Annotated in this window: 18 protein-coding genes; 15 read left to right on the top strand and 3 right to left on the bottom strand. The window is 39.0% G+C overall.

Going from position 1 to position 26,241, the window contains the following annotated elements; all coding sequences use genetic code 11:
• Positions 1-53: 53 nt before the first annotated feature.
• Both FBD94_RS05435 and FBD94_RS05440 read right to left on the bottom strand, forming a co-directional pair.
• Complete coding sequence (locus tag FBD94_RS05435; protein WP_136879409.1) at positions 54-683, bottom strand: hypothetical protein; 630 nt, start codon at positions 681-683, stop codon at positions 54-56.
• Positions 684-732: 49 nt separating this feature from the next.
• Positions 733-1,677: a hypothetical protein gene (locus FBD94_RS05440; protein ID WP_131606490.1), complete on the bottom strand. Its 945-nt coding sequence runs from the start codon at positions 1,675-1,677 to the stop codon at positions 733-735.
• A gap of 453 nt (positions 1,678-2,130) precedes the next feature.
• Between FBD94_RS05440 and FBD94_RS05445 the strand changes: the two genes are divergently transcribed.
• Complete coding sequence (locus FBD94_RS05445) at positions 2,131-4,464, top strand: PDZ domain-containing protein (RefSeq protein WP_136879410.1); 2,334 nt, start codon at positions 2,131-2,133, stop codon at positions 4,462-4,464.
• Positions 4,465-4,470: 6 nt separating this feature from the next.
• Here the strand turns inward: FBD94_RS05445 and FBD94_RS05450 are convergent, their stop codons facing one another.
• Positions 4,471-4,824: a DUF1622 domain-containing protein gene (locus tag FBD94_RS05450; protein ID WP_136879411.1), complete on the bottom strand. Its 354-nt coding sequence runs from the start codon at positions 4,822-4,824 to the stop codon at positions 4,471-4,473.
• Positions 4,825-4,957: 133 nt separating this feature from the next.
• On the opposite strand from FBD94_RS05450, the gene FBD94_RS05455 reads away from it, so the two are divergent.
• The 14 genes from FBD94_RS05455 (at position 4,958) to FBD94_RS05520 (ending at position 26,234) form a co-directional block, all read left to right on the top strand.
• The gene (locus FBD94_RS05455; RefSeq protein ID WP_136879412.1) at positions 4,958-5,521 is read left to right on the top strand and encodes a sigma-70 family RNA polymerase sigma factor; all 564 of its coding nucleotides are present in this window, start codon (positions 4,958-4,960) and stop codon (positions 5,519-5,521) included.
• Between the two features lie 54 nt (positions 5,522-5,575).
• Positions 5,576-6,748 (top strand): FecR family protein, encoded by a 1,173-nt coding sequence (locus FBD94_RS05460; RefSeq protein ID WP_131606482.1) that lies wholly within the window; start codon positions 5,576-5,578, stop codon positions 6,746-6,748.
• Between the two features lie 36 nt (positions 6,749-6,784).
• Positions 6,785-10,363: a SusC/RagA family TonB-linked outer membrane protein gene (locus FBD94_RS05465; protein WP_136879413.1), complete on the top strand. Its 3,579-nt coding sequence runs from the start codon at positions 6,785-6,787 to the stop codon at positions 10,361-10,363.
• A 10-nt stretch (positions 10,364-10,373) separates the two neighbouring features.
• Positions 10,374-11,879 (top strand): RagB/SusD family nutrient uptake outer membrane protein, encoded by a 1,506-nt coding sequence (locus FBD94_RS05470; protein ID WP_136879414.1) that lies wholly within the window; start codon positions 10,374-10,376, stop codon positions 11,877-11,879.
• 8 nt (positions 11,880-11,887) lie between these two features.
• On the top strand, positions 11,888-12,793 hold the full coding sequence (locus tag FBD94_RS05475; RefSeq protein ID WP_136879415.1) for a hypothetical protein: 906 nt from the start codon (positions 11,888-11,890) through the stop codon (positions 12,791-12,793).
• 17 nt (positions 12,794-12,810) lie between these two features.
• On the top strand, positions 12,811-13,956 hold the full coding sequence (locus FBD94_RS05480) for a TlpA family protein disulfide reductase (RefSeq protein ID WP_136879416.1): 1,146 nt from the start codon (positions 12,811-12,813) through the stop codon (positions 13,954-13,956).
• Between the two features lie 28 nt (positions 13,957-13,984).
• Positions 13,985-15,637: a S8 family serine peptidase gene (locus FBD94_RS05485; RefSeq protein ID WP_136879417.1), complete on the top strand. Its 1,653-nt coding sequence runs from the start codon at positions 13,985-13,987 to the stop codon at positions 15,635-15,637.
• Between the two features lie 3 nt (positions 15,638-15,640).
• On the top strand, positions 15,641-16,858 hold the full coding sequence (locus tag FBD94_RS05490) for an aspartyl protease family protein (RefSeq protein WP_136879418.1): 1,218 nt from the start codon (positions 15,641-15,643) through the stop codon (positions 16,856-16,858).
• A gap of 80 nt (positions 16,859-16,938) precedes the next feature.
• Positions 16,939-17,844, top strand: coding sequence for an NAD(P)/FAD-dependent oxidoreductase (locus FBD94_RS05495; protein ID WP_136879419.1), 906 nt, complete (start codon positions 16,939-16,941; stop codon positions 17,842-17,844).
• A 127-nt stretch (positions 17,845-17,971) separates the two neighbouring features.
• A complete protein-coding gene (locus FBD94_RS05500) occupies positions 17,972-18,571 on the top strand; it encodes an RNA polymerase sigma factor (protein ID WP_131606466.1) in 600 nt (199 codons plus the stop codon).
• A 65-nt stretch (positions 18,572-18,636) separates the two neighbouring features.
• Entirely contained in the window at positions 18,637-19,815 is a 1,179-nt protein-coding gene (locus tag FBD94_RS05505) for a FecR family protein (RefSeq protein WP_136879420.1), read from the top strand.
• A gap of 241 nt (positions 19,816-20,056) precedes the next feature.
• The gene (locus tag FBD94_RS05510; RefSeq protein WP_169472225.1) at positions 20,057-23,596 is read left to right on the top strand and encodes a SusC/RagA family TonB-linked outer membrane protein; all 3,540 of its coding nucleotides are present in this window, start codon (positions 20,057-20,059) and stop codon (positions 23,594-23,596) included.
• A gap of 17 nt (positions 23,597-23,613) precedes the next feature.
• A complete protein-coding gene (locus tag FBD94_RS05515; protein WP_136879422.1) occupies positions 23,614-25,026 on the top strand; it encodes a RagB/SusD family nutrient uptake outer membrane protein in 1,413 nt (470 codons plus the stop codon).
• Positions 25,027-25,052: 26 nt separating this feature from the next.
• A complete protein-coding gene (locus tag FBD94_RS05520; protein WP_136879423.1) occupies positions 25,053-26,234 on the top strand; it encodes a thioredoxin family protein in 1,182 nt (393 codons plus the stop codon).
• Positions 26,235-26,241: the final 7 nt, after the last annotated feature.

The following is a 26,241-nucleotide window of genomic DNA, read 5'->3' on the forward strand; positions in this document are numbered from 1 at the left end:
AGAGGCAACATAACCCACGCTGTTGCCTCTGTTTATTTTATTGGCCGTTGGTTTTACAGCTTGCGGTAACGGATTACTGTATTTGCTTTATTTTGCAAGTTCACACCAGAACCCCAGCTAATCGCATCGGTAAAGGCTACCAATTGAATAGCATAAGTATTTACTCCATCGTTAATAAATACGTAAAAGTTTGGAATTGGTGTTGGTCCGTTTGGTGCAACATAGTTATACCATCCGTTTGGTGTACCACCACCTGTATTCATGCCAACTATACTTGCGGTTGTTGCTGCGGAATAATCAGACAAAGTAAGATCACAAATTGCTTTACCTGGTGCAAGTAAGTATTTTAATGTACCTGGAGTCGATATGAAAGAATTAGAGCTACTGGTAAACCATGCATTTACATCGGTAAAAGTTGAGAGTGAATCCTGATCGGGCGTGTTCAGGTCAACATAAACCGTATCAAATCCAACACGTGTCCTGGAATAACCTCCTCTGCCTAATACTTTGTAAGAAGAAGTATCACAGGTACTTGATAAGGCAGAGATATTGCTGCTTCTTTTCCCGTTAGCGGTTAAGAGCTCTTCAGTTCCTGCTTGTTCTTTTTTACAAGATACTGCGATCAGACCAACTGCGGCTATGATTGCGACAGTTTTAAACATTGTTTTAATTTTAAGCGTCATAAATTTAATTTTAAATGTTAAAATATAATATAGGAATGTGGATTCGAGGTTAATTGGTTACTGTAATTGAGGCTGTTTTATTTAGGGTAGCCCAGTTGTTGAATAAAATTTTCATAGGAATATAAAGGTGTTCGCCTAATGGGAAGTCATTAGGGATAATTAGTGTGATAGCGGTATTGTTATAGCTTTTTATAGGTAAATCATAAGTAATACCAGCGATAGTAACATTGACCGATTTTAATCCGATAATTACAGTTTCCGGCGCGGCTGAATAAACAATTTCATCACCTCTTTTCACCTCTTTCGATCCGATGAGCACATCCGGTTGTTTATATATAATGTGTATTTGTGGAAGTTCTTTCACATGCCCCAGAAAGCTAATCCGCCCTTTATAGTAGCCTGTATCAATGTCAGTAGGGATTTCTAGTGCGTTCAAATAATATTCGTAAAGACCACTACCAGTTACCAATATACCTCCGTTTAGAAGGGTTTCTTTACTTGTTTTTACTGATATGAGGTGTACTTTTGCTAAACCAGTGCCAGTTGCCATAAAGTTTCCAGTTACACTCAGTGTTGTTCTTGGGTAAAATACACCGGTATTGCTCCATCTTACCGTTAAATCAGGTGTGTTTTGCTGGACAATTTTAAGCTTGTATACCTGTGTACTACCGTCTTTCGCTTTTACGGTATAACTTGTACCAGTTTCATTTAGATCGATAGGTAAAACTTCTTCCGTAAGCCTGGCGCCTTCAGATACTTTAATTTCCGGATCGATCACAGCTAATCCATAATAGTATGGAATATACACTGTAATGGATTTATCAATCTGATCAATAGATCCGAAGATCACCGTATCTGGTAGATTGACAATTTTGAACTCTGTAATCTTGTTTTGAGGAAGAGGAGCAAGCTCCATGGTCTTTGTACAGGAGTAAGTAAGTAACAGTATTAATAAGCTGGAAGCGTAAGAAATGTGTAGTAGTAACCGTGACATTTTAGTTTGGTAAGCGTAAATCATATGTTTTTATTTTTAATCAATCTAAATAAGATTACAAATATGTACATATTAAACTATAGGATGCTAACGCTAAAGGGATTATGTTTTTACTATTTCGGGATTTAATTTTGGATTCGGGATCGGTAAACAATCGCATAAAGTTTGGTGCCTGATTATTAACTGCTAGTTGTCGATTGATTAACTACTAATTAATGGATATTGGACGGCTTAGCCCGTTCAGTGTCCGTTCAATGTCCGTTCAACGGCCGTTCAAATGCTGTTCAATAGACTTTAACTTTAAGGAAACTTTTCTGGCCAAATTGGAAGCCGAGAGTTGCGATTTCCAATTTAGTTGTCCATGAACATTGAACATATGTACCGGGATAAATAACTTAGCATTCTGCCAATATACTTGAACCGATATCGACTAAGAATATTGAATTTAGTCGAATGAAGTTTTCTACGATGCTATTGGTTGGTTTTTTAATGGTTGGGTACAGCCATGCAAAAGACATTTATATTTCTCCAAAAGGGAGTGATAAAAATAAAGGAACGATGGATAGCCCCTTCGCAACCTTGTACAGAGCGCAAATGGAAGCAAGAAAATATAAAGCCGAGCAGGTGAATATACTATTGCGAAAAGGAGCTTATGATTTAAGCCGACCTATAGTTTTTACAGTCGAAGATAGTCGTGCTCAAGGCAAGGGACTTAACATTCAGGCATATCAGCAGGAGACAGTCTTTGTTAAAGGTTCGGCTAAATTAAACTTGAGCTGGGAGGAGAAGGATGGTGTTTATTCCGCTAAAGTCCCCCAATCAGGACTGATCTTTGATCAGCTTTATGTAAATGGTGTATTGATGCAGATGGCAAGGTATCCTAATTATCAACAAGGAAAGGTGCCTTTTAATGGCACTGCATCGGATGTATTAAATGCAGCGCATATTCAGAAATGGAAAGCCCCTGAAGGAGCTTTCTTACATGCCATGCAGACGGCCATGTGGGGAGGTTTTGCCTATCAGATTAAGGGAAAGAACGGAACGAAGTTGGAAATGGAGGGTGGATGGCAAAATAATCGTCCCACTACTATGCACAAAGATTACCGTTTTATTGAAAATATAGCGGAAGAGCTGGATACCTTAAATGAATGGTATTTTGATAAGCAGCAACAAGAACTTTATTTAAAGACCAATGTGAATTTGTCAACTGCCCTGATTGAGACGCCTCAAATGGAAAGTTTATTGGAAATAAAAGGTTCGGCTGCCAGGCCAGTGAAAAACATCACAATAAAGGGGATCACTTTTACTCATGCCCTGCGTACTTTTATGAAAAACAAAGAACCTTTATTGCGAAGTGACTGGACCATATACCGTAAGGGGGCCATTACCATTGAAGGCGGCGAGTACATCAACATAGAAAAATGCGTATTCACTGAGTTGGGTGGTAATGTGATGGTGTATAGTAATTATAACAAGCAGCATATGTTTTCTGGTAACCATATCTATAATTCGGGAAGTAGTGCCGTGGTGTTTGTTGGCGATCCTAAGGCTGTTCGTTCTCCTTCTTTTCAATATAGTCAATTTGTGGACTTAAAGAATATGGATACGAAATTAGGTCCTATTGGAAACAATTTCCCTTCTGAATGTACGGTGTACGATAATCTGATCCATAACATTGGCCAGGTAGAAAAACAAACAGCTGGTGTACATATCTCTATGGCACAAAATATTAAAGTAAGTCACAATACCATTTATGATGTGCCAAGAGCTGGTATTAATATAAACGAAGGTACTTGGGGTGGCCATAACATCGAGTATAACGACGTTTTTAATACAGTACTGGAAACTGGAGACCATGGTGCATTTAATTCTTGGGGCCGTGATAGGTTCTGGCATCCTAAACGGGCTGTCATGGATAGTATTGCGGCTAATCGGCGAGAATTGATATTTCTTGATGCAATGAGACCTACTTTGATTTTTAACAATAGATTCAGGTGTGATCATGGATGGGATATCGATTTGGATGATGGTTCTTCTAATTACATCATCAAAAATAATGTGTGTCTAAATGGGGGCTTAAAGCTAAGAGAAGGATTTAAAAGAGTAGTGGAAAATAATATAATGATCAACAATTCATTTCATCCACATGTGTGGTTTAGGGACAGTCAAGATGTATTTAAACATAATATTGTTGCTGCGATGTATTTCCCAATTCAAATTAAAGATTGGGGAAAACAAGTAGATGATAATCTTTTTCCAGATGAGGCTTCGCTAAAAAAAGCACAGGAATTGAAGATCGATCCCAACTCATTGGCTGGTGATCCACAATTTATGAATGCAGAAAAAGGAGATTATCGGGTAAGGGCAGGTTCAAAAGCCTTTGTTGTCGGATTTAAGAATTTTGAGATGAACTTTGGGGTAGTATCAGCAGGTCTGATCAAAAAGGCTAAAAAAGTAGCTATTCCTTTAATTGTGCCGAAGGTATGGAAAGAAGATGCTGTATATGATTTTGCAGGTGTTAAAGTGAAAAATCTGACTACACTTGCTGAAAGATCAGCGACTGGAATGCCTACTGAGACGGGGGTATTGGTGCTTAATGTAAATAATGCAAGTTTAATGAACAATACAATTAAGCCTAATGATGTGATTCTGCAAATGGGCAATCATCCTGTTCTTACAGTTAAAGATCTGATGGAAGCAAGGCAGTCTTCTCAAAGTAAGACCACTGTTGTACTTAAGGTGTTCAGGAACCAGAAGGAGCAGGAGGTTACGGTAAAATTGAAATAGCTAAGTTCATTTTTTGTCTTCTGGAACTTTGTTTTCGGCGATGCTTTCAATTTCTTTATTTAGAAAAAAGGATAATCCTGTTCTGATGACAACGGTTCCTGCCAATATGCCTAAATCATCGAATGATGGATTAAGGATGGTGTCGATGATATCCGATGCGATCAGGAACTCCAGACCTAGTAATAAATAATAACCCACTTCTATTTTGATTTGAACGGTTTTTGCTAATGAAAAGGAATTCTTGAAACGGCTTAACTCGTTGCTGATAAATTTAAGGAGACCAAGTGCGGCACCGTAGCAGATGATCGCGATGCTGGCATAGCTGATGATCTCGGATAAGGATTGGAGCACGTAATTCATTTGCAGATGGGATTTATATAAAAATAACAAATTATTTTATATCTCCCCTGTATTCCAATTTATTAGATTTAAATCTTATAATTGTAGTGTTATAACATGGTTTAACGGCGCTCTATACTTTTGTTTATTATTAATGACACAGAAAAAAGGTATGATAATTACCGCCGGCCAGTTCGAAATCTTTGTTCGTGATAACTATCGTTTTTTATGTTTGGTCGCATTCAGACATCTGGGGGATATGGATATCGCCAAGGATATGGTACAAGATTTTTTTGTTGATTTTTGGAACAGAAGAGATAAGCTAAATATCCAAACATCTTTAGATGCCTATGCTACCCGCGCGCTCAAGTATCTCTGTATTGCCTATAAGAACAAACACAAGTCGACAATTAGTCTGGACGAGCATCCTGTAGAAATAGAAGCGCTTGATGTGGAGGACGAACTGAACTATGCACTCAAAAATGAAACGATGCACGATCGTCTTGCCATTGCTATAGACAAATTACCGGTAGAGCGAAAGAAGATTTTTATTTTAAGCAATAAGGACGGGTTAACCTATCAGCAAATAGCCGATCAGCTTGGAATTTCCATTAATACTGTAAAAACACAAATCAAAAAAGCTTACGCTTTTATTCGTGAAGATATGAATGACCTTACCATTCTAGTTATTTTGCTGTCTTCTATAAAAAACTTTTAATTTTTTTTCATTTCCGATCACCCTTTTTTATTTTTTTATCACATACCTATAGATATGGACAATTACGATCAGTATAATTCTTCTGAATGGCAGGTGTTTATTGCTGAATTACAGCAAAAAGAAACTGCTTTGCTTCGTAAAAAAGCGGAATTGACGTTGCATGTTGACGAGGAAGTACAATTAGAAGAAATTCAGAGCGTACTATTGGATGCTAACTTAAAGGCAGCTTTTCCTTTGATTGATATCGAGGATGGTTGGCAGGGAATAAACAGCAAAATGAATGTTCAGGTAAAATCTGTTCGCTTAAACCCAATGCGCCGTTATCTTGCTTATGCAGCTTCAGTATTACTGGTTGTTGGCTTAGGTTGGTTTGCTTTAAGCCAAAATGACAAATTGGACAAGAGTCGGCCAACTGCGATTATAAATGATGTAGATAAACATAAAGCTACGTTGATCTTGGAAAATGGAACTGCTATTGCCTTAGACAATAAAACTAAGCAAAAGATAGCAGGTGGAACAGCTGTATTATCAGATTCTGCTAGAGCAATCAGCTATCAATCGGCCAATGCAGTAGCCAATGTTTACCACACCTTGGTAGTGCCTCGGGGTGGAGAATATAAACTGGTGATGAGCGATGGAACAGAAGTTTGGCTGAACTCGGAAACCAGGTTACGCTACCCAGCAGTATTAAACGAAACAGGTGATAGGATGGTTTACCTGGAAAGTGGGGAGGCGTATTTTAAAGTAACTAAAAATAAGCATGCACCGTTCTTAGTAAACCTGAATGGAATGCAGGTTGAAGTGTTGGGGACATCGTTCAACATCAATACCTTCAATCAAAAAATTAGTACCACGCTTGTTGAGGGAAGCATAAAGGTGAACCGTAAAGGAAAAGCAGCACTTTTCCAGGTACCGGGCGAGCAATCTAATTTTGATCCGATAACAAAGGATATCAGCAAATCAGAAGTTGATGTATACCCTTATACATCCTGGAAGGATGGCTGGTTGGTGTTTAACGACAATTCTCTTGATGAAGTGTTGGAACAGGTCGGTCGCTGGTACGACTATAACGTTTCTTTTGAATCGCCAGAGCTTAAGGTACTTAGGTTTGGAGGTAAATTGCGCAAATCGAAAAGGATTACCGATGTGCTTAATGTTATAGAACGTTCTAATGAACTTAAATACAGGATTTCAGGTCAAACAATTTATATATATAATAAAAAATAATCCACCACAAATCAACTAACAACTAAACCGTATTCAATGAGAGAAAAATTTACTAAACCGATTATCGGAGGGGGCGCTCTTTGCCTAAAAAAACTCTTTTTTCTGTTCGCATTTTTACTGATGACCAGTCAAGTCAGCTTTGCACAGAACAGGAACATTACGTTAAACATGAAAAATGCCAAGCGTACTACAATACTTAATGAGATTAAAAAACAGGTGGATATGGAGTTCTTTTACAATGTTAAAGAACTCGATAAGTATGGCCCAATCTCCATAAATGTTAAAAATGAATCCATAACTGAAGTGATTAAACTTTTGATTAAGGACACCAATCTTAAGTATACCATTGATAACAATGTCGTAAACATCCTGCTGGTAGGTGAGACCACCAAGGCAGGCGAATATTTGGGGCTTATGCTGAATGTTTCAGGAAAGATTACTGATGAAGATGGTAGGCCACTACCTGGTGCTAGTATTAAGGATTCAAAGAGTGGGAATGCGACTAGCAGCAATAGTAATGGAGAATATAGCATCAACGTAAGAAGGGGATCTACGCTGACTTTCAGTTATGTGGGTGCCGAAGCGTTTAAAACTTCTATTAATGCTATTGGGGTTACAGAAGTTAAACAAAATGTACAGCTAAATACTTCAGGAAGTGTTTTGAATGAAGTAACCATATCGACAGGTTATCAGGATATTACCAAACGTAATCTGGTAGGTTCTATTGCTACGGTAAAGGCTGAGGATATTAAGGCTGCGGGTATCAGAAGTATTGACCAGCTTTTGCAGGGACAACTTGCCGGTGTTTTGGTAGCCAATCAGACTGGTATAATTGGTTCCTCGCCAAAAGTTAGGGTTAGGGGAACCTCTACTTTGCTAGGTAATCAGGAGCCTGTTTGGGTCGTGGATGGCATTATCCAGCAAGATCGTTTGCCTTTTGATTATTCGTTGATCAATACCACTAGTAGTAGTGGTATTAGAGACCTAATTGGTAGCTCGGTTTCTTTTTTAAATATTGAAGATATTCAGGATATTTCTGTTTTGAAAGATGCGTCGGCAACAGCCATTTATGGAACTAAAGCTGCCAATGGGGTAATTGTGATTACTACTAAAAAAGGCAAAGCTGGGCCTGCCAGATTTAATTATGTAACTAATTTATCTATTTCAGCAGCGCCATCTTACGATGATTTCAACCTGATGAACTCTAAGGAGCGTATTGATGTTTCTAAAGAGATTTATGCCAGGGGGCTTACCTTTCAATATGTACCGGATAACCTCTCGTATGAAGGATATTTAAGCAAACTACTTAATAAAACCATTACCCAGGAACAGTTTAATACCGAAGTGGGGAAACTGGAAACCATGAACACAGACTGGTTTGGTTTACTATACCAAAACCCGTTTAGCCAGAATCACTCTTTAAGCGTATCTGGAGGAACTGATAAGATCAGGTATTATGCCTCTATGGGCTATGCCAGCAATCGTGGAAACACCATTGGTAATGGTCAGGATACTTATAACGGAAACCTGAGCATTAATGTCGACGTATCTAAAAAGCTAAAACTGGGTTTTAGGTTAGGTGGTAACATGGGTAATACAACTGGCTTTTACCAGATAAACCCGTTTAATTATGCTTTTAATACCAGTCGTGCTATTCCGGCTTTTAATGAGGATGGTAGCTATTATGCCTATAAAAAGAGCAGTGATTTTGACAGTTTTAACATTCTTCGTGAAAGAGATTATACAGGAAATAAAAATAAGTCGACTAATTTTTCTGCCACAACAAATCTGGAGTATCGGTTCTTAAGTGATTTTACCTTTCAATCGCTTCTTGGTATAAATTATACCCAAACGAATGGGGAAAGCTATGCGGCTGCACAATCTTATTATATCGCACAGAATTTCCGTTACAATGCTTATAACTCTGCTGTTCCCGGTACACCAGCTTATCTGGCATCTTATTTACCTCAGGGTGGTGTGCTGAACACTACAGGGATAAACAACCAATCCTATACGTTTAGGAACTCAATTACATACAATAAGAATTTCAGGAAGGATAGGGATAATCTGACCATCCTTGCAGGATCTGAGCTGAGAAGTTCGAAGTATGATGGTATGAGCCAAACCAATTTCGGTTACATGCCAGAGCGTGGGCGTACTTTTGCGGAGACTCCAGCAACTTATCTTCCTGTTGGTGTGGGCGCAACACTTCTGCAAAGTCCTTTACTCTATAGAGATATACCTGTCATAACGGATCAGAAATCTAACTTCGTGTCTTACTTTGGTACAGCTACCTACAACTGGGACAATAGATATGTGGTTAATGCCACCATCAGAACTGATGCTTCCAATAGGTTCGGCCAGTCTACAAATAACCGTTTCCTGCCTATTTGGTCGGCGGGTATAAAGTGGAATGTAATGGAGGAGGCGTTTTTTAGTGACAAGCTGAAATGGCTGAGCCAGTTCTCTATCAGGGGAACTTATGGCTTTCAGGGGAATGTGGCTGAAAACTTCGGACCTGAATTGATACTACAGTATCCTACGAGATCTATTAGTACTGTAACAGGAGAGGGGCTTCTCAATATAAAGAGTCTGGGCTATCCTGACCTGCGTTGGGAGAAAACAGTAACGGTAAACTTTGGGCTTGACTTTGCTCTATTCAGTAATCGTATTTCGGGAAGTGTAGACTATTATAATAAAAAGACCACTGATGCCCTGACAGAAGTTGTGATCCCAGTTGAATATGGTGTTGCGACCATGCCGGTCAATGCAGGGAATATCAACAATCATGGTTATGAACTTTACCTGAATTTTGTACCCGTAAGTTCTAAAGATCTTACCTGGGGGATAAATTTCAATACAGCAAGGAATTTTAACCAAGTTACCAAATCAGGAAATAACCAACTGGAGGGCTGGAATGCCCTGGCTAATGGAACAAGCTACCTAGAGGGGTATGCAGCCAGCAGTTTCTTCGCTTTTAATTATAAGGGGCTGGATCCTGTTACAGGTTATCCAACCTTTAACATCCCGGCATTAACTGACGAGAGTAAAAAGAATGTGTCGTTGTTAATGGATTATGCCGGACAGCTGGATCCCAAGTTTACAGGTGGGTTTGGTACGAACATCCGCTATAAGAATTTTACGCTGAACTCGAGCTTCACAGTTAGCCTGGGTGCCAAAAAGTTTTTGGCACCATTGTACAACAACAGTGACCGCTCTGCCCCATACCCGACGCAAAACCTATCTTCTGCATTAAATGATCGCTGGAGGAAGCCTGGTGATGAAACATTTACCAATATCCCTTCATTGCCAACAGCAAATATTCCTTCTACATACATCGGTAACACAAGTTATCCAATATATAATCTGTATGATTATTCAACTGCAAGGGTCGTTAACGCCGATTACCTGCGTTGCCGAAACATTGGCTTGTCTTATGCCATTCCACCAAAAATGTTGGCTAAGGCACATATCCAACAGCTTAGTTTACAGGCTTCGGTGACCAATCTTTTTTACATCGCTTCAGGCAAACTTGATGGGATAGATCCTGAGGTATCAGGGAACAACCTGCCAATTCCCAGGACGTATTCGTTAACCTTAAACGTTGGCTTTTAATTAGACAGCTATGAAAAAATATATAACCTTAGGTTTGCTCTCATTTACTTTAATATTGGGCTCTTGTAAAAAGTTTCTGGAAGAAAGTAATCAGAATTTATTGCGGCCAACTACGGCATCCGACCTGGCACAAACCTTGTTGGGTGAAGGATTTCCATTGACAGACCGATTCCATACCTATATGGATGTGATCACAGATGATGTGGAAGCTAACTTTCTGAATGATCCGTTTCAGATTGCCGCATTATCCAGATGGGCTCCTGCATTTTTGTGGAAGAATACCATGTTTGAAGATATGCCTGTTTCAGGTATACCCGGAACCGATAGTTACACTACCTATTATTCAAGAATAAAAGGATGCAATGTGGTGCTGGATTATCTGGGTAAGGTTTCGGGATCGGAAGCTGAAAAGGCTAAAATAAAAGGCGAAGCTTTATTTCTTCGGGGCTTCTATTACTTTAACCTGGTCAATTTATATGGAAAAGCATACGGAGCAAATGGAAGCAATCCGGATAGTGATTTAGGGGTGCCTTTGGTACTGAGTTCGGATGTGACCAGGGATTTGATTAAAAGAGCAACTGTTACCCAGGTTTATGCTCAGGTAGAAAAAGATCTGCTAGAGGCTAATACCTTGTTAAGTTCTACATCAGGATCTAATATTTATCATCCGGGTGTCGCTGCGACCTGCCTGTTGCTTTCCAGAGTTTATTTGTATTCAAGGCAATGGGACAAGAGTATAGATTATGCTACTAAAGCTTTGGCTATTAAATCTACCCTGAAGAATCTGAATGAGGTAACTGCTAATCCCGCATCAGGATTTGATGAGGCAAGCCCTCCTTACCAGATGGCTAATGCCTTGGTCAGTCCGGAGGTGTACTGGGGATATGGATTTGACAAGGATTATGCTGATGCAGCTTTAGGTGCTGGAGTTTCGGGGATTATATTTGAAAAAGCGGCTTTTACCGTATCTGCATCGCTTTCGGATGCTTATGAAGTAGATGACAGACGAAATGTGCTGTACTTTAATTACGGTGGACAGTACAATCCGAATACAGGAGTTTTGATTTGGTCCAAATTTTATGGTTTTAAATATGGATCATTAACCTCCATTATACAGAATAGTAAGGCGTTTCGAGTTTCAGAAGCTTATTTGAATAGGGCCGAAGCGAATATACAGAAAGCGTTGGCTGGTAATGGGCAGGGAATCAACGGGGCGCTTGCTGATCTCAATTTATTACGTTCAAAACGTATAACCACATCTAAATTCCAGAACATTAACATTACAGATCCTACTGCGTTATTTGAGTTTTACAAGGCCGAACGCCGCAGGGAATTGTGCTTTGAAGACCAAAGGTGGTTTGATTTGAGAAGATGGAATTTATCGGTTAGCCATTCTATACAGCTATCAGCAACCGCTACGGATTCAAAAACCATTTTACCGGGCGATCCTGAGTTTACTTTGCCGATTCCGCAAACAGCCTTACGCGCTAATCCTGAACTTGTACAAAACCCTTAATCTTTTAGATGATGAAATACATAGCTTTAATTATAGTTTTCCTGGGATTTGTTTTACCGGGATGCAAAAAAAAGGAAGTGCTTGAGCCGAGTGTATCCAAAATTGAATATAAACTTCCGCAGGGGACAAATGCTTTTGATACAGAGCTGGTTAACATCTACCAGAACTACGGCAGTTATTTTCTTTATAAATTTAATCCTGCTGTAGATTTTGCCTGGGTGCCGGCTGCCGTAGGTACAGATAATTTATTTAGCACTAAATTTTCCTGTGAGCAGGCTGATGAGGCTGCTGTAGCAAAAGTTTTGCCTTTTGTACAGAAGAACTGGTTGAGCCTTTATCCGGATACATTTTTGAAACGGACGCTACCTTTTAAAGTACTTTTTGCTAAAAATCTGAAAAGACTGGTAAATCCAAATAGCGCTGATAATACTTTAAGCAATACGGGAATTAGTTCGGGAACGTTTCCTAATACCATTTTGGGCTATTATCACATTACGATAAGCAACTTTGCACCATCATTTGATGGGATGACGGTAACACAGAAAACATTTTTTAAGGGCGACATGCACATTGAGTATTGGAATTATATGTTTGCTACTGGGAAAGTCGCCATGGCAACTAATTTTGCCTCGGTTAGTAATTATACCCTGACCGTTTCCGCGTCGACGATGTATGCAAATGGTTTTTTAGATACCAGGGCCAAATCGCAGAATAATCCACAGATGTACGATATCAGGACTTATGTTAAGGCGATAACTAACAATTCAAAAGCTACACTTGACAATACTATACTTAAGCCTACTAACGATACCAAAGGTTTGGTAAAACAGAAGTATAACCTGGTGATCAACTATTACAAAACCGTTCACAATGTTGATCTGCAGGCCATAGGCGACGCAGTGCTGGTACCATAATTAAACACAAAACGCAAATGAAATCATTAATAATAGCAGCATCATTTACACTTCTTTTTTCGGGAATGGTCTTTGGTCATGGTTTAAGGCCTGGTATTCCGGTTCCTGAGCAAAAGGAAAGCCTGGCAGTTGATACCCTGAAAAGAAGAATTTTAAAAGCCTGGAACAGTGAACTTTTTTGGAAAGGTGACATCAGTCTGGAAAACTTTGAAAAGGAAGTACTCAATTGCAGGGAAAAGGCTGCGGTATTGATCAAAGAACAGCCTTCAAAGGCTAATGAAAATAAAGTGTTTGCTGATTTTGCAGAATTGTCTGCACGCAGGAATTTTTTGAGGAACCAAAAAGGCAGATCGGTTGTGCCGAAAAGTTTTTACGACTTGCTGGATATATTGAGTATCGATGATCCATTATTTCAAAACAAGGAAACAAGTGAGTTCTCTAATTTTTTCAATGCTTATGTGGCTATGCTGCATTATCGTTTAGGAAAACCTGAACCTACAATGTATGACCAGTCAAAATACGCTTTAAACCATTTGAAAAATGAGGAATTGAAAACAGATTTTGTTGGAAGGAACATTTTTTCGAGTAACAATTACCACATGATGGGTACTGAAATGGTAGAGCTGATCAGAGATGTAAATAAGTTGTCTAAGGATGAAACCTTTAAGAAAAAGGTGAATGAGCAATTGGCTTTATACTCGCCGATAATGGCAGGTAAACCGGCACCTGATTTTGAATTGCCAGACCAGCATGGAAAAATGGTGAAGTTATCCCATTTCAAGGGTAAAGCGGTGATCATTGATATGTGGGCTACCTGGTGCAGCGTTTGTATCAAAGAGATGCCTTATTTCGATGCTTTTAAAAAGGAAATGAAAGACCGTAAGGATGTGGTATTCATGACTATCGGCTGGGAACAACCTGATGCCATACCAAAATGGCGAAAGTTTGTAGAAGAAAAGAACCTTGAGGGGATTCAGTTAATTTCGGAGCGTAAAAAGAATGAAACAGATAACAGGGATAACCTAGAGCAGAAGCTTATGCTCAATGTAATGCCTCGTTATATTTTTATTGACAAGCAAGGCAAGTTTGTAGATTCCTATGGTCCATACCCAAGCAAACCTGGCTTTAAAGAAATGCTGTTGAAAACCATCGCTAAAAATTAAAAACCATTATAAAAGAATTAAGATCAAAATGAAATTTTCAAAACTATATATCGCTTTATTATTTGCTGCTGGTTATGTTGCAAATGTAGAAGCACAGGTCGTAGTGCCAACCCCGGGAATAGCGAACAATCCTACCCAAAAGGCAAAAAAGCCAGCTGCCCCTCAAAATTGGGAACACCTTTCAATCGGTAAAGATGGAGTGTATGGTATAGAGTCAGATAAAGCCTACAAGGAATTCCCTAAAAGCAAAACAAAGAAAAAGCTTATTGTAGCCATTATAGATTCTGGTGTAGATACTGCACATGCCGATCTGAAAAATATCCTTTGGATAAACGGAAAGGAAATTAAAGGAAACGGTAAAGATGACGACAATAACGGTTATATAGATGATATTCATGGTTGGAACTTCCTGGGGAGCGCAGATGGAAAAAACAACGTGGTTAAAACAAATTTGGAAGCAGACAGGGAATACCTGCGTTTAAGAGATCAGTACTTAAACGTTTCTTTTGACGACTATCGAAAAAATCCTAAGTATGCCTACTTCCGTTCAGTAGTGAGCAAATCGGTATTGGGTAGCAAGGAGTTTGCTGTTGTTATCGTGAAACGACTGGCGGAAGAGAATAAAAAGCTGATACAAGAAATTCAAGAGAAAAACCCGGGAAAAGTGCTGCATATGATAGATTATGCCGGTTATCAGCCAACAGATAGTATGTTCATATATGCGCAATCGGCCGTAATGATGGGGGTAATGTATAAGAAGGTGCCTGATACTACTTTATTGGCTCCTTTTATCCAGAAATTTTCTAATGATATGATTGCTTCGAATCAAAAAGAGTACCTGAGTGCTAAAGAATCGGTAACCGATAACAGGGTTTTAATGAACGATGATTTTAGAGCAAATGCTTCCAGGTATTATGGTAACAATATACTCTCATTACCACATATTGAACATGGTACACATGTAGCCGGTATAGTTGCTGCAGAGCGGAACAATGGTATTGGCCTGGATGGGATTGCTGATAATGTTTTGATTATGGCCATACGTGCTGTTCCGGATGGCGACGAGTACGATAAAGATATCGCCAACGGCATTCGTTATGCGGTTGACAATGGTGCCAAAATTATCAGCATGAGCTTTGGTAAACCTTTTTCGCCCCAGAAACAATGGGTAGATGATGCATTCAAATATGCTGAACAAAAAGGGGTGCTGATTGTAAAAGCTGCTGGTAATGATTCAAAAAACCTTGATGTAGACAAGACTTTCCCAGACGCAGTATTTTTAGATGGTAAAAAGGCTGGCAATGTGATCACTGTAGGAGCATCAACCCCTGATGCAAAAACCGCTTCATTTAGCAATTATGGAAAAACTACCGTGGATCTGTTCGCGCCCGGAACGGAAATCTATTCTACTATACCAGGTAGTGAATATAAGAACATGCAGGGAACCAGTATGGCATGTCCTGTTGTGAGCGGGGTTGCAGCATTGGTTTGGTCTCGCTTTCCAAACCTAACTTACCTTCAACTGAAGGAGATTTTGCTTAAATCAGTTACCAAAGTATCAGGTACTACTTTATTACCTGGCGCACAAAACCCAACTGAAGTACCTTTTTCTACCCTTTCGGTTACTGGCGGAATTGTAAATGCCTATGAAGCCTTAAAACTGGCTAAAACCTATAAATAATTTATGAAGAACAAAATTTACCTGGCGGCATTTCTTGTGCTGCTGGGTTTTTCATGCGCTTATGCACAGGGTGCGACAGTTAAGCCAGATACTATCCCTTTTCAATATCAGAACAATATGATCATTGTTAAAGTAGAAGTTAATGGTAAGCCCCGAAATTTTTTCTTTGATACAGGAGCTCCCACCTTGATCTCTAAAGAATTACAGCAGGAACTGAATGTTGAGCTTGGGGCAGGCAGAATAGTTACAGATGCCAGTAGTAAAAACATTGAAATGAGTGGGGCAGTGCTACAGTCTTTAAAAATGGGCGGTTTAAAGCTGAATGATGTACCTGTTACTGTCTTTGATATGCGGAGCAGCATCCCACAATTGGCTTGCATGGACATAGAAGGCTTTTTAGGAGTGGATGTGTTTAAGCAAAAGGTTTTACAAATAGATCTCCAAAATAAAAGGTTGATTGTCTCGACCAGTTCAGCTGAACTAAAACCGAATGAGCTATTCGTAAGTAAAATGACTTTACTCAAAGTGCAGAACTCGCCATTAGTAGAAGTGAGGTTTGGGAAAGTTTTTGTTGAAAATGCATTGTTTGATACTGGTATGACGGGAGACTTATACAGTATTGCGAATCAAACCTATAAATATGTAAATCAGTCTAGCTCTTTAAATGAGTACATTGTGGCCAGGGGTTATGGCGGAGTTTCGAAAGTTGCTTCGGGTACCGAGACTGAAAGCGAAAAAATCAAACTGAAGTTTGATGAACTCAGCATTGGAAAGGCAATAATTAAAAATCCTGTCACCAATACAGGAAATCATCCTTATTCCTTATTGGGCGTACAACTTTTGAAATATGGTAAAGTGACCATGGATTTTATCCATGAAAGATTTTATTTTGAACCTCTTGTTCAAAATACAGTGGCTTTAGTTGAAAAAATAACGGGTTTCGACCTTAAAATAGAAGGTAATGCCTTTTTTATAGGTATTGTCTGGAAAAACTCTCCTGCGGAAAAAGCGGGGCTCAAAACAGGCTATAAAATTATTGAATATGGCAGCAAAAACGTCGAAAATTTAAGTCAGGAAGATATGTGTAAGGTTTTGCTGGGCGATGCTAAGGATGAGCCTGTCAAGGAGAAGAAGGCATTAAAGCTAAAATTTATAGATGATAAGGGCGAGGTAAGGTCTCTTATTTTACCAATGGTTGATATTACCAGTTTAAAGTTGTAATGTCTTATTTGCATCAAAGTTGCAATTAGTGTTTGTATTGTCTTTGTAAATACGCAACTTCGTTGCAAAACAATATTGCAATGGAAAAGAATCAAAATTATGATGTAGTTATCATCGGTGGAAGTTATGCCGGGCTGTCGGCAGCTTTAGCGCTCGGGAGAGCAATAAGAAATGTACTGGTTATTGATAATGGAAATCCTTGTAACCGTCAGACACCGCATTCCCATAACTTTCTTACCCAGGATGGTAACACTCCGGCAAGTATAACCGCATTAGGGAAGGCCGAAATTATGCGGTATCCGACAATAGAATTTTTAACGGATCTGGTGACTGCCGTAAAAGGCGAGAACAATAACTTTGATGTTATTACGAACTCCGGTAAAGCTATAAAAGCACGCAAGTTGCTATTCAGCACAGGTGTAAAAGATCTGATGCCAGATATTCCTGGTTTTGCGGATTGCTGGGGGATATCTGTGATTCACTGTCCTTATTGCCATGGTTATGAGTTTAAAGATCAGGCTACAGGTATTCTAGCCAATGGAGATACGGCCTATGAAATGGCATTAATGATTAATAATTGGACAAAGAAATTAACTGTTTTTACCAATGGGAAAGCAGAATTAACTGAAGCGCAGCAGCAACAGTTAACCAGTTTGAAAATAGATGTGATTGAAAAAAACTTGGAGGAGATTGAGCATCAAGCTGGTTCAATGAATCGAATCATGTTCACTGATGGCAGCAACCAGATCCTAAACGCACTATATGCTAGGCCACCATTTGAACAACATTGTCTCGTCCCAAAAGAAATTGGCTGCGAAATCAATAAAATGGGTTACATACAAATAGACGATCTTCAGAAAACAACTGTTGCCGGCGTATTTGCTGCAGGCGATAACACCAGCAAATTTCGAGCAGTTTCGGCTGCAGTCGCAGCGGGTGGCAAGGCAGGAGCTTTTATTAATCACGAATTGATTGCCCATGGGTAATCAATTCGATTTCTTCGATTGAAAGTTCAATTTATTTTGTTTTTCATAATTTGATGCACAAGATTTGTGCGTATGGATACTGTGATATTTTTTCGGATATTGCTGCGGGAAATATAGTTAGCAAAGAATGCTTTTGACGGAAACCTTTGATGAACAATACTGGATAATCGCTTTTCGAAAGGGTAATGATCATGCGCTATCGCATTTCTTTGAATTGCATTATAGATCACTTTGTTATTTTGCCGGAAGGTTATTGCAGGATGATATGGAGGCCGAAGAGGTAGTTTCTGATTGTTTTTACAAGTTATGGGAGCGCCATCAAGATTTTGAAACTGCCCAAAATATCAAAGCATTTTTGTACATCAGCTGCCGCAATGCTTGTTTGAACCATCTTAAAAAGACGAAACGTAAAACGGCTATACAGCAGGAGTATATTAAGCACCTAGAAGAAGGTGAAGAAACCATCTTCTATGAGGTGATTGAAACGGAAATCTTGACCATACTGAGTCAGGAGATTGAAGGATTACCAGATAAATGTCGTGAGGTTTTTAAATTGATCTATCTGGAGAACCGTAAAACAGATGAAATAGCTGCAATGCTAGGCCTCTCGGTACAAACCGTAAGAAATCATAAAACAAGAGCTATAGAACTCCTTAAAACATCATTTTTGAAGAAAGGCGTGTCCGCCGCAATGACATTAGCATTCCTGTTATTTATAGATCGATAAAAAAAACAAAATTCTTTTGGTTGTTTTTTTAATATTGTTGTTTCTATAACAAAATAGGAATATAGATGATCCCTCAGCAAAAATTTGAAGTAGCATATGAAATCTCCATCCTTGTTGCGGGATATCTTAGAGGAGATTTAACCAAGGAGCAAGAAACTAAACTAAAGGAATGGCAACAGGCTTCAAATGACCATTTAAACTGGTTTAATGATTTTTGCCAGCAGGAAAAGATAGATCAGCAGTTAAAAATGTACCATGCCACAAATAAAGCCTCGGTATGGAATAAAACTCAGGATAAAATATTGGCTGCTGCCAAGGTTCGGACTAAGGGAAGAATGGGTTTATGGCAGAGAATAGCCGTAGCAGCTTCAATATTGCTTTGCTTAAGTATTGGTCTTCATTTTTATCTAACTAAGTATACCAGTTTCTTTTTGGAACAACAGGCATCCCGAAGTGGAATTACTGCAGGTGGAAATAAAGCATTTTTGACCTTAAGCGACGGAAAAAAGATCGTGCTGAGTGAGACTAAAAATGGAGTAACTATAGATGCAACCAAATTAGCCTACAGTGATGGTACTGAAATCCAGGCCATTTCTGCATCAGGAGATACTTCGCACTACGCTAAAGTAAGTACCCCACGAGGAGGAACTTATGAGGTTGTATTGCCTGATGGGACTAGAGTTTGGCTAAATGCCGCTTCGGGACTGAGCTTCCCTACTAAATTTATCGGGACATCGCGCAAGGTGGAGTTGAGTGGCGAGGCTTACTTTGAGGTAGCAAAGGATAAAATGCACCCATTTATTGTGGAGAGTAAGGGACAGCAGGTAGAAGTATTAGGTACACACTTTAACATAAATGCCTATCAGGAAGAAGTAAATGTGAAAACTACTTTGCTGGAGGGTGCTGTAAAAATAACAACAAGTGGTGGAGCAAAATTACTGAAACCTGGGCAGCAGTCTGATTTGATCAACGGAGAAATAAGCATAAGGGAAGTAAATGTTGAAAATACTGTCGCTTGGAAAAATGGAGAATTTTCATTTAAGAACGAAGAGTTGGGAAGCATTATGAGAAAAATTGCAAGATGGTATAATGTTGAGGTTGTCTTTAATAATAAAGAACTCAGCAAAAAGACACTCAGTGGCAATATTTCCAGATTTGAGCAAGTTTCTAAAGTACTTCGGATTTTGGAACTGACAGGAGATATAAAATTTAAAATTCAAGGAAAAACTGTAACTGTATACTAGCGCAATAGAACCTAAACCAATATAACAAAAACATGAAGAACCTTCAAATAGACCATTAGCCAAATCTAGAAAAGTTTTACGGAGAAAAAAGGACCCCGATCTTGCCATCGAAGCCCTTAAAATATCTGATAAGACCTAAAATCGTTGTAGAACACAAAATTTATCAACTTAACCAGACAAACAAATGTATAAAATTTATACTATAATATTGTGTTGGCCGGAACGCCATATGCCTAAAATTATGCGAACTATTGATTCGGTTTTTGACCAAATCGATGAGGACAGTAAAAATAAATGGATCATGCGAATTAACCTTATTACTGTTTTAATGATTGCAACTTTTTTACAAGTTAGTGCTGCGGGTTTTGCACAGCAGCTTACTTTAGCTAAAAAGAATGTTTCATTAGAGCAGGTATTCCAGGAAATTAAAAAACAAACGGGGTACAATGTCATTTACTTTGATAGCCAGTTGAATGATCAAAAAAAACTGGATGTTAACTTCAAGAGAACGGCGCTTAAAGATGTGCTGGAATATTGTCTTAAAAATCAATCCCTGGTTTTTGCAATTGATGAAAAAACGATAGTGATCAAAAAAGAAGACAAATCACTTTTTGATAGAGTGATTGATAAATTCAAATCTTTTGATGTGTACGGAACTGTCTTTGATGATGAAGGGAATGTCCTGCCTGGCGCAACGGTGCGCATAAAAGGTTCTTCCAAATCTATAGTTACACCTTCGGATGGTGTATTTGCCTTTTCGGAGGTAGATGAAAGCACTGTTTTAGTTTTTTCTTACGTTGGGTATAGGACTCAGGAAATTGCGGTAAAGGGGAAAAGGATGCCTTTAAAAGTAGTGCTTGTTTCGACAAAGAGTGATCTGGAAGAGGTGAATGTGACCTTTAGTACAGGTTATCAAAGTATTCCAAAAGATAGGGCAACAGGGGCTTATACTGTTATTTCTGGAGAGGAGATCGGGAAAAAGGTTGCACCAAATATGTTGGAGCGTCTGGAAGGAGCTGGTTCCGGTTTATTGGTTAATGTGGGCACGCCAGATCGTAGCCTTACTCAAGGCCGTGATAATTTTACGATACGGGGTACATCTACCATCAATTCTGAAAAGAAACCACTAATTGTTTTGGATGGTTTTCCTACAGAATTGGATCTGGTAAATATAAATCCTGATAATGTCGAAAACATCACGATCTTAAAGGATGCAGCTGCGGCGAGTATTTGGGGGGTAAGAGCCGCAAATGGTGTTATTGTTATTGAATCGAAAAAGGGGACTTATTCCAATAAACCACAGGTGAGTTTTTCTAGTGTTTTTTCGCTAACAGGCAGACCTCGATTAGATTACAGGAAAGTACTCAATTCTGCTCAATATTTAGATCTTGAAAAGGAGTTGGTAGACAAAGGGATTCTTCCTGGTCAAAAATTAGCGTTCTCTATTTATCCACTACCAGTAACCACCGGGGCAAACCTATACATGCAATTTAAGCGAGGAACTATTACTCAGCAACAGTATAATGATGAGGTGGGGCGGCTTAGCAAAATTGATGTGAACGATCAGTATCAGCAATATCTTTTGCAGTCTCCATTTTCTCAGCAATATAATGTAAGCGTTAGTGGCGGATCGTCCATCACACGTAATTATCTCTCTGCTTCCTATACCGATGAACAGACCAATAATAAAGGTGATTATGGCAGCAGGATGGTTGTTAACTTTAGTAATGAGACCAAAATAACGCCAAAGCTTACTTTTTCTGCCGAAACCTTTGTTACACTAATGAAACAGGAAAATAACGGTATTGGATTGAGTGCCAATCAACCAGGAACAAATGCATTGTTGCCTTATGATCAGATTGTTGATGCAAATGGGAATGCAACCAATTTCTCTTATAAAGCAAAGGCACAAACACTGGATTCCTTGGAGAAACGTTATTATTTACCCTGGAAATATAATTATATAGATGAGCTAGCTAATGCTGATAATACCTTTAGATCTTTAGCTTATAGGCTAACTGCGGGGTTAAATTATAAAATTATGCCTTGGATGAGTGCGGATTTGAAGTATATGACCGAGCGGGAATTTGATAAGACAAGGAATTATTACAGTCCCGACACTTATATGGCAAGAAATACCATTAACACCTATACGGTTGCAACTACGCATGTAAGAGGAGTTCCGATTGGTGGGATTCTTGACCTTAATGATGTAGAACAAAATAATTACAACATCAGGGGGCAATTGAATTTTAATCCTGATCTGGGAGCGGCAGGCCGTCTTGATGCCATCATAGGAGCCGAGTTTAGAGAAACCTTGCGCTCCGGCTATGGAAATCGTGCTTATGGTTATGATAACCGCTTGCTTAGCTCAATTCCTGTGAATTATACACAGGTTTATAAAACTGTTGATGGTGATGCGAAAGTTCCATACGGCCTTAACGTTATTAATCGAAAAGATAGATATGCTTCGATCTTTGGGAACTTTACCTATACCTATAAATCTAAATATTCGTTGTCTGGAAGTTTCCGTAAAGACGATTCTAATTTATTTGGTGCTTCAAAGGAGTTTCGTACAGTTCCTTTATGGTCGATTGGTGGAATGTGGCGGGCAAAAGATGAGGGTTTTATGGCTCCGGTAGAATGGCTTTCTAAATTGAATTTAAGGGCCACTGCGGGATACAATGGGAATCTAAATAAGGACACTTCCCCTTACCTGGTGATGCAGCAATCGGGCAATAACCTGATTAACAATGATCCTTATGGAAGTATTTATAACCCTGCAAACCCTCAACTACGATGGGAAAGGGTTCAAACCTATAATATTGGAACAGAATTTTCCTTATTTAATTCCAGAATTAGCGGAAGTGTGGATGCTTACTGGCGCAAAAGTCTGGATTTGCTTGGAAATGTAGACATCAATCCTACGTATGGTTTTACCTCACTATTGGCTAATAGGCTGGAAATGAAAAGCCGTGGAGTAGATGTTGAGCTGAGTGCCAGGGCAATCAATAATACAGGATTCAGTTGGACTCCATCTGTAAATGTTTCATTCAATACGAATAAGGTAACGAAGGCTTATTTTCAACAAGAAACCACTAGTTACTACACCAACACGAATAGCCCTAAACAGGGCCAAGAGCTAGGGAGTTTGTATACCTATAAGTATGCTGGACTTAATGAAAAGGGGAATGCAATGATTTACAATGGTAAGGGTGAAAAGGTTCTTGCCGATCTGGTGACTTTTGATGAGAAGGATCTAGGTGCTTTGCAATTTCAAGGAAATGTTACACCTCATTATTTTGGTGGAATATCAAACACATTTACTTATAAAGATTTTGAACTGTTTACGTTATTTACTTTTAAAGCAGGGCACAAATTTATGCGCCCAACTGCAAATGAGGTTTTTAAACTACCTTATACTAGGCTTGCGCAGGCTGATCTGGCAAATAGATGGAGGGTGCCTGGAGATGAGTCGAAGACGAATATCCCCGCTATAGATCCTCAACATACTGGAACTTTCCGCTACATTGATAGCGACTGTTTCGTGGAAGATGCCAGCTATATCAGGTGGCGTGATGTTACTTTAACCTACCATATTCCAGTAAAGAAAATGAAGTGGAATGCCTTTCAAATGTTAAGCATTAGTGCAACTGGTAGAAATCTGGCACTTTGGACAGCTAACAAAGAACGAATAGACCCTGATTATCTTGATAATTTGAGTTTGACAACTTTACCACCGTCTAAATCCATTGTCTTTAGTGTAAAAGCGACTTTTTAAACTTTAATCCTGAAACTATGTACACTCAAAAATATTACTATATATTATTAATTGTCTTCTCAATTTCTGCCAGTTCGTGTAGGAAGTATGTGGAGCTTGAACCTCAAGGCAAAATTATACCCAGTACGGTAAATGATTATCAGTTGTTGTTAAACAACAGTGGGGTATTCAATTTGTCTTATGGAAGTGTGGATTATCCAACAGATGATATCGCTTTATTAAATGATGATTTCATCAATAGTTTTGATGTGCGATCTTTACAGATTTATAAATGGGCTGACTTGTTTTATCAGGCCAATGAAGGTGATCCGGAATGGAACTTGTTTTACAAGCAAGTATACAATGCCAATGTGGCCATTCAGGGATTGCCGGAAGCAAAATCTGGCGATGCAAATTTAAAAACACAGCTAATTGCAGAAGCTAAAGTGCATCGCGCATATGCTTATTTGTGTCTGGTTAATCTATATGCAAAGGAATATCATGCAAGTAGTGCAGCAACCGATCTGGGCGTGCCTTTACTTACTGAGCCTGGTTATACACAGAGTCTGAAACGCGCTACTGTCAAAGCTGTTTATGATTTGATCTTAAGTGACCTAAATGCTGGAGTGGAAACACTTCCATCATTGTCTACAAGTAAAACTGCACCATCAAAATCTGCAGCATATGCATTATTGGCTCGTACTTATCTGTATATGGGTGAGTATCAGAAAGCTTTAGATAATGCCAATTTATCACTCGGTATACAGTCGGCTCTTTTTAATCTTAATCCTTATGTGAATATGGGAGCTGGGTCTGGTTATCCAGACGGTTTCTTTCTTCCAACTAGTCAGGATAATCCGGAAGTGATATGGATGAAAGCAAGTAGTGATGGTGGGGGTAATTTTCCGCTGAGTGATGAATTGATAACCTTGCTGGGCACAAAAGACCTGAGGACTCATTTCTTTACCTATTATGTTGGGCCAGATGGAGATCCTATTGGGATTTTTAACTATCCGGGTACCTATCACACCTACTTCGCTCCATTTGAAACGGTTCCTGGGAGTACTCAAATTGGCCCAACTGTGCCTGAAATGATGCTGATTAAGGCCGAATGTCTAGCAAGGACGCAGAAAGGGCAGGCAGGGTTAACTGTGGTGAATGAACTACGCAAATTCAGATTTAAGCCAGCCGAGTATACCAGTTTAACTGCAGCTAATGATGATGCAGCTTTGCTATTAATTTTACAGGAAAGAAGAAGAGAGCTTTTTTGCAAAGGGTTTCGTCTTTTCGATCTGAAAAGATTTAATACTGATCCAAAGTTGGCAAAGACAATCACACATCCGCTTAAAACACAACAGCTGACATTGGTACCAGGGAGTAACCGTTATGTATACCCGATTCCAACTAAAGTGATCAATGCTAATCAGGAAATAGATCAGAATCCAAGGTAATCCGGGCATTAAATAATTAGAGAAACATGAAAAAGTATATCACAATGTTGTTCCTGTTGACAGGAACAACACTTTCAGTTTGTGCACAAGGAATTGAGTTTAACCATGGGAATTGGACTGAAATTAAAGCACAAGCTAAAAAAGAAAATAAAATGGTTTTTTTAGACTTCTATACCGTTTGGTGTGCCCCCTGCAAAAAGATGGCTATGGAGGTTTTTCCATTACCCGAAGCGGGGGAGTTCTTTAACAAGCATTTTATCAATGTAAAGGTTGATGCAGAGAAAGGCGAGGGCGTAGATCTTGCGAAAACATATCGTCCGTCTGGTTATCCAACGTTGGTTTTTACGGATGCGGAAGGAAAGCAGCTTTATCGTACTGGCGGGGCCGAAAATGTATCGGAACTGATTAAGTATGCGAAAATTGCACTTAATCCACAGGGAAATTATGAGCGTTTAAAGGAAAAGTATGTTAAAAATGAATTGAGTAAGGAGGAGCTGTACAATTACATGATCATCGTTAAAGCAAAAGGAAAGGACGCTGAAGTAAACGGAGTTTTTGATAGATATTTCGGATTGTTTAACCAGACCAGCAAGCAGGCTTTTGAAATGATAGAAGAATATGTGAGCTCGAGCGATTCCAAATCCTTTAAATACCTACAAGCACATCGGAATGATTTTTATCGTGCAGCAGGAAAAAAACAGGTCGATGATTTTATGAAAAAAGTACTGATCAGGGAATTGGGTGCACAGTTTTTTTATTACAACAAAAATGAGCCTTTAGCTCGCTATCTCGCAGCCAAGGAAGTACTAAAATTGAAGGTCAGTCTGACTGAAAAGGAGGAGCTACAGCTCGATAAATCCTATTATCAGCAGGTAAAGGATGAAGATAACTTTATTAAGACAGCTGCTGTTTTGGTGAAAAAGTATATCTATAAAAATGATGAAGAGATCAGCATGATCCTCGGTGGAGCCTATATGGTGAAAAAAGAAGAGAATTTGCTATTGCTTAAAAAATGGGCAGAAATGGCTGTGGCTATTAAAGATAATTCCTTAAACTATTTGTCGCTGGCCATGATTTGCGACAGCTTAAATGATAAAACCAATGCATTGAAATACATTGATCTCTGTATCGCTGTTTCTAAGCGGGATGACGATGGGAAAGCTGAGATGATCGGACAGTTTAAACAGCGGATCATACAACACAATTAATTCAAAA

Source organism: Pedobacter hiemivivus (assembly GCF_005144565.1).
Taxonomy (GTDB): domain Bacteria; phylum Bacteroidota; class Bacteroidia; order Sphingobacteriales; family Sphingobacteriaceae; genus Pedobacter; species Pedobacter hiemivivus.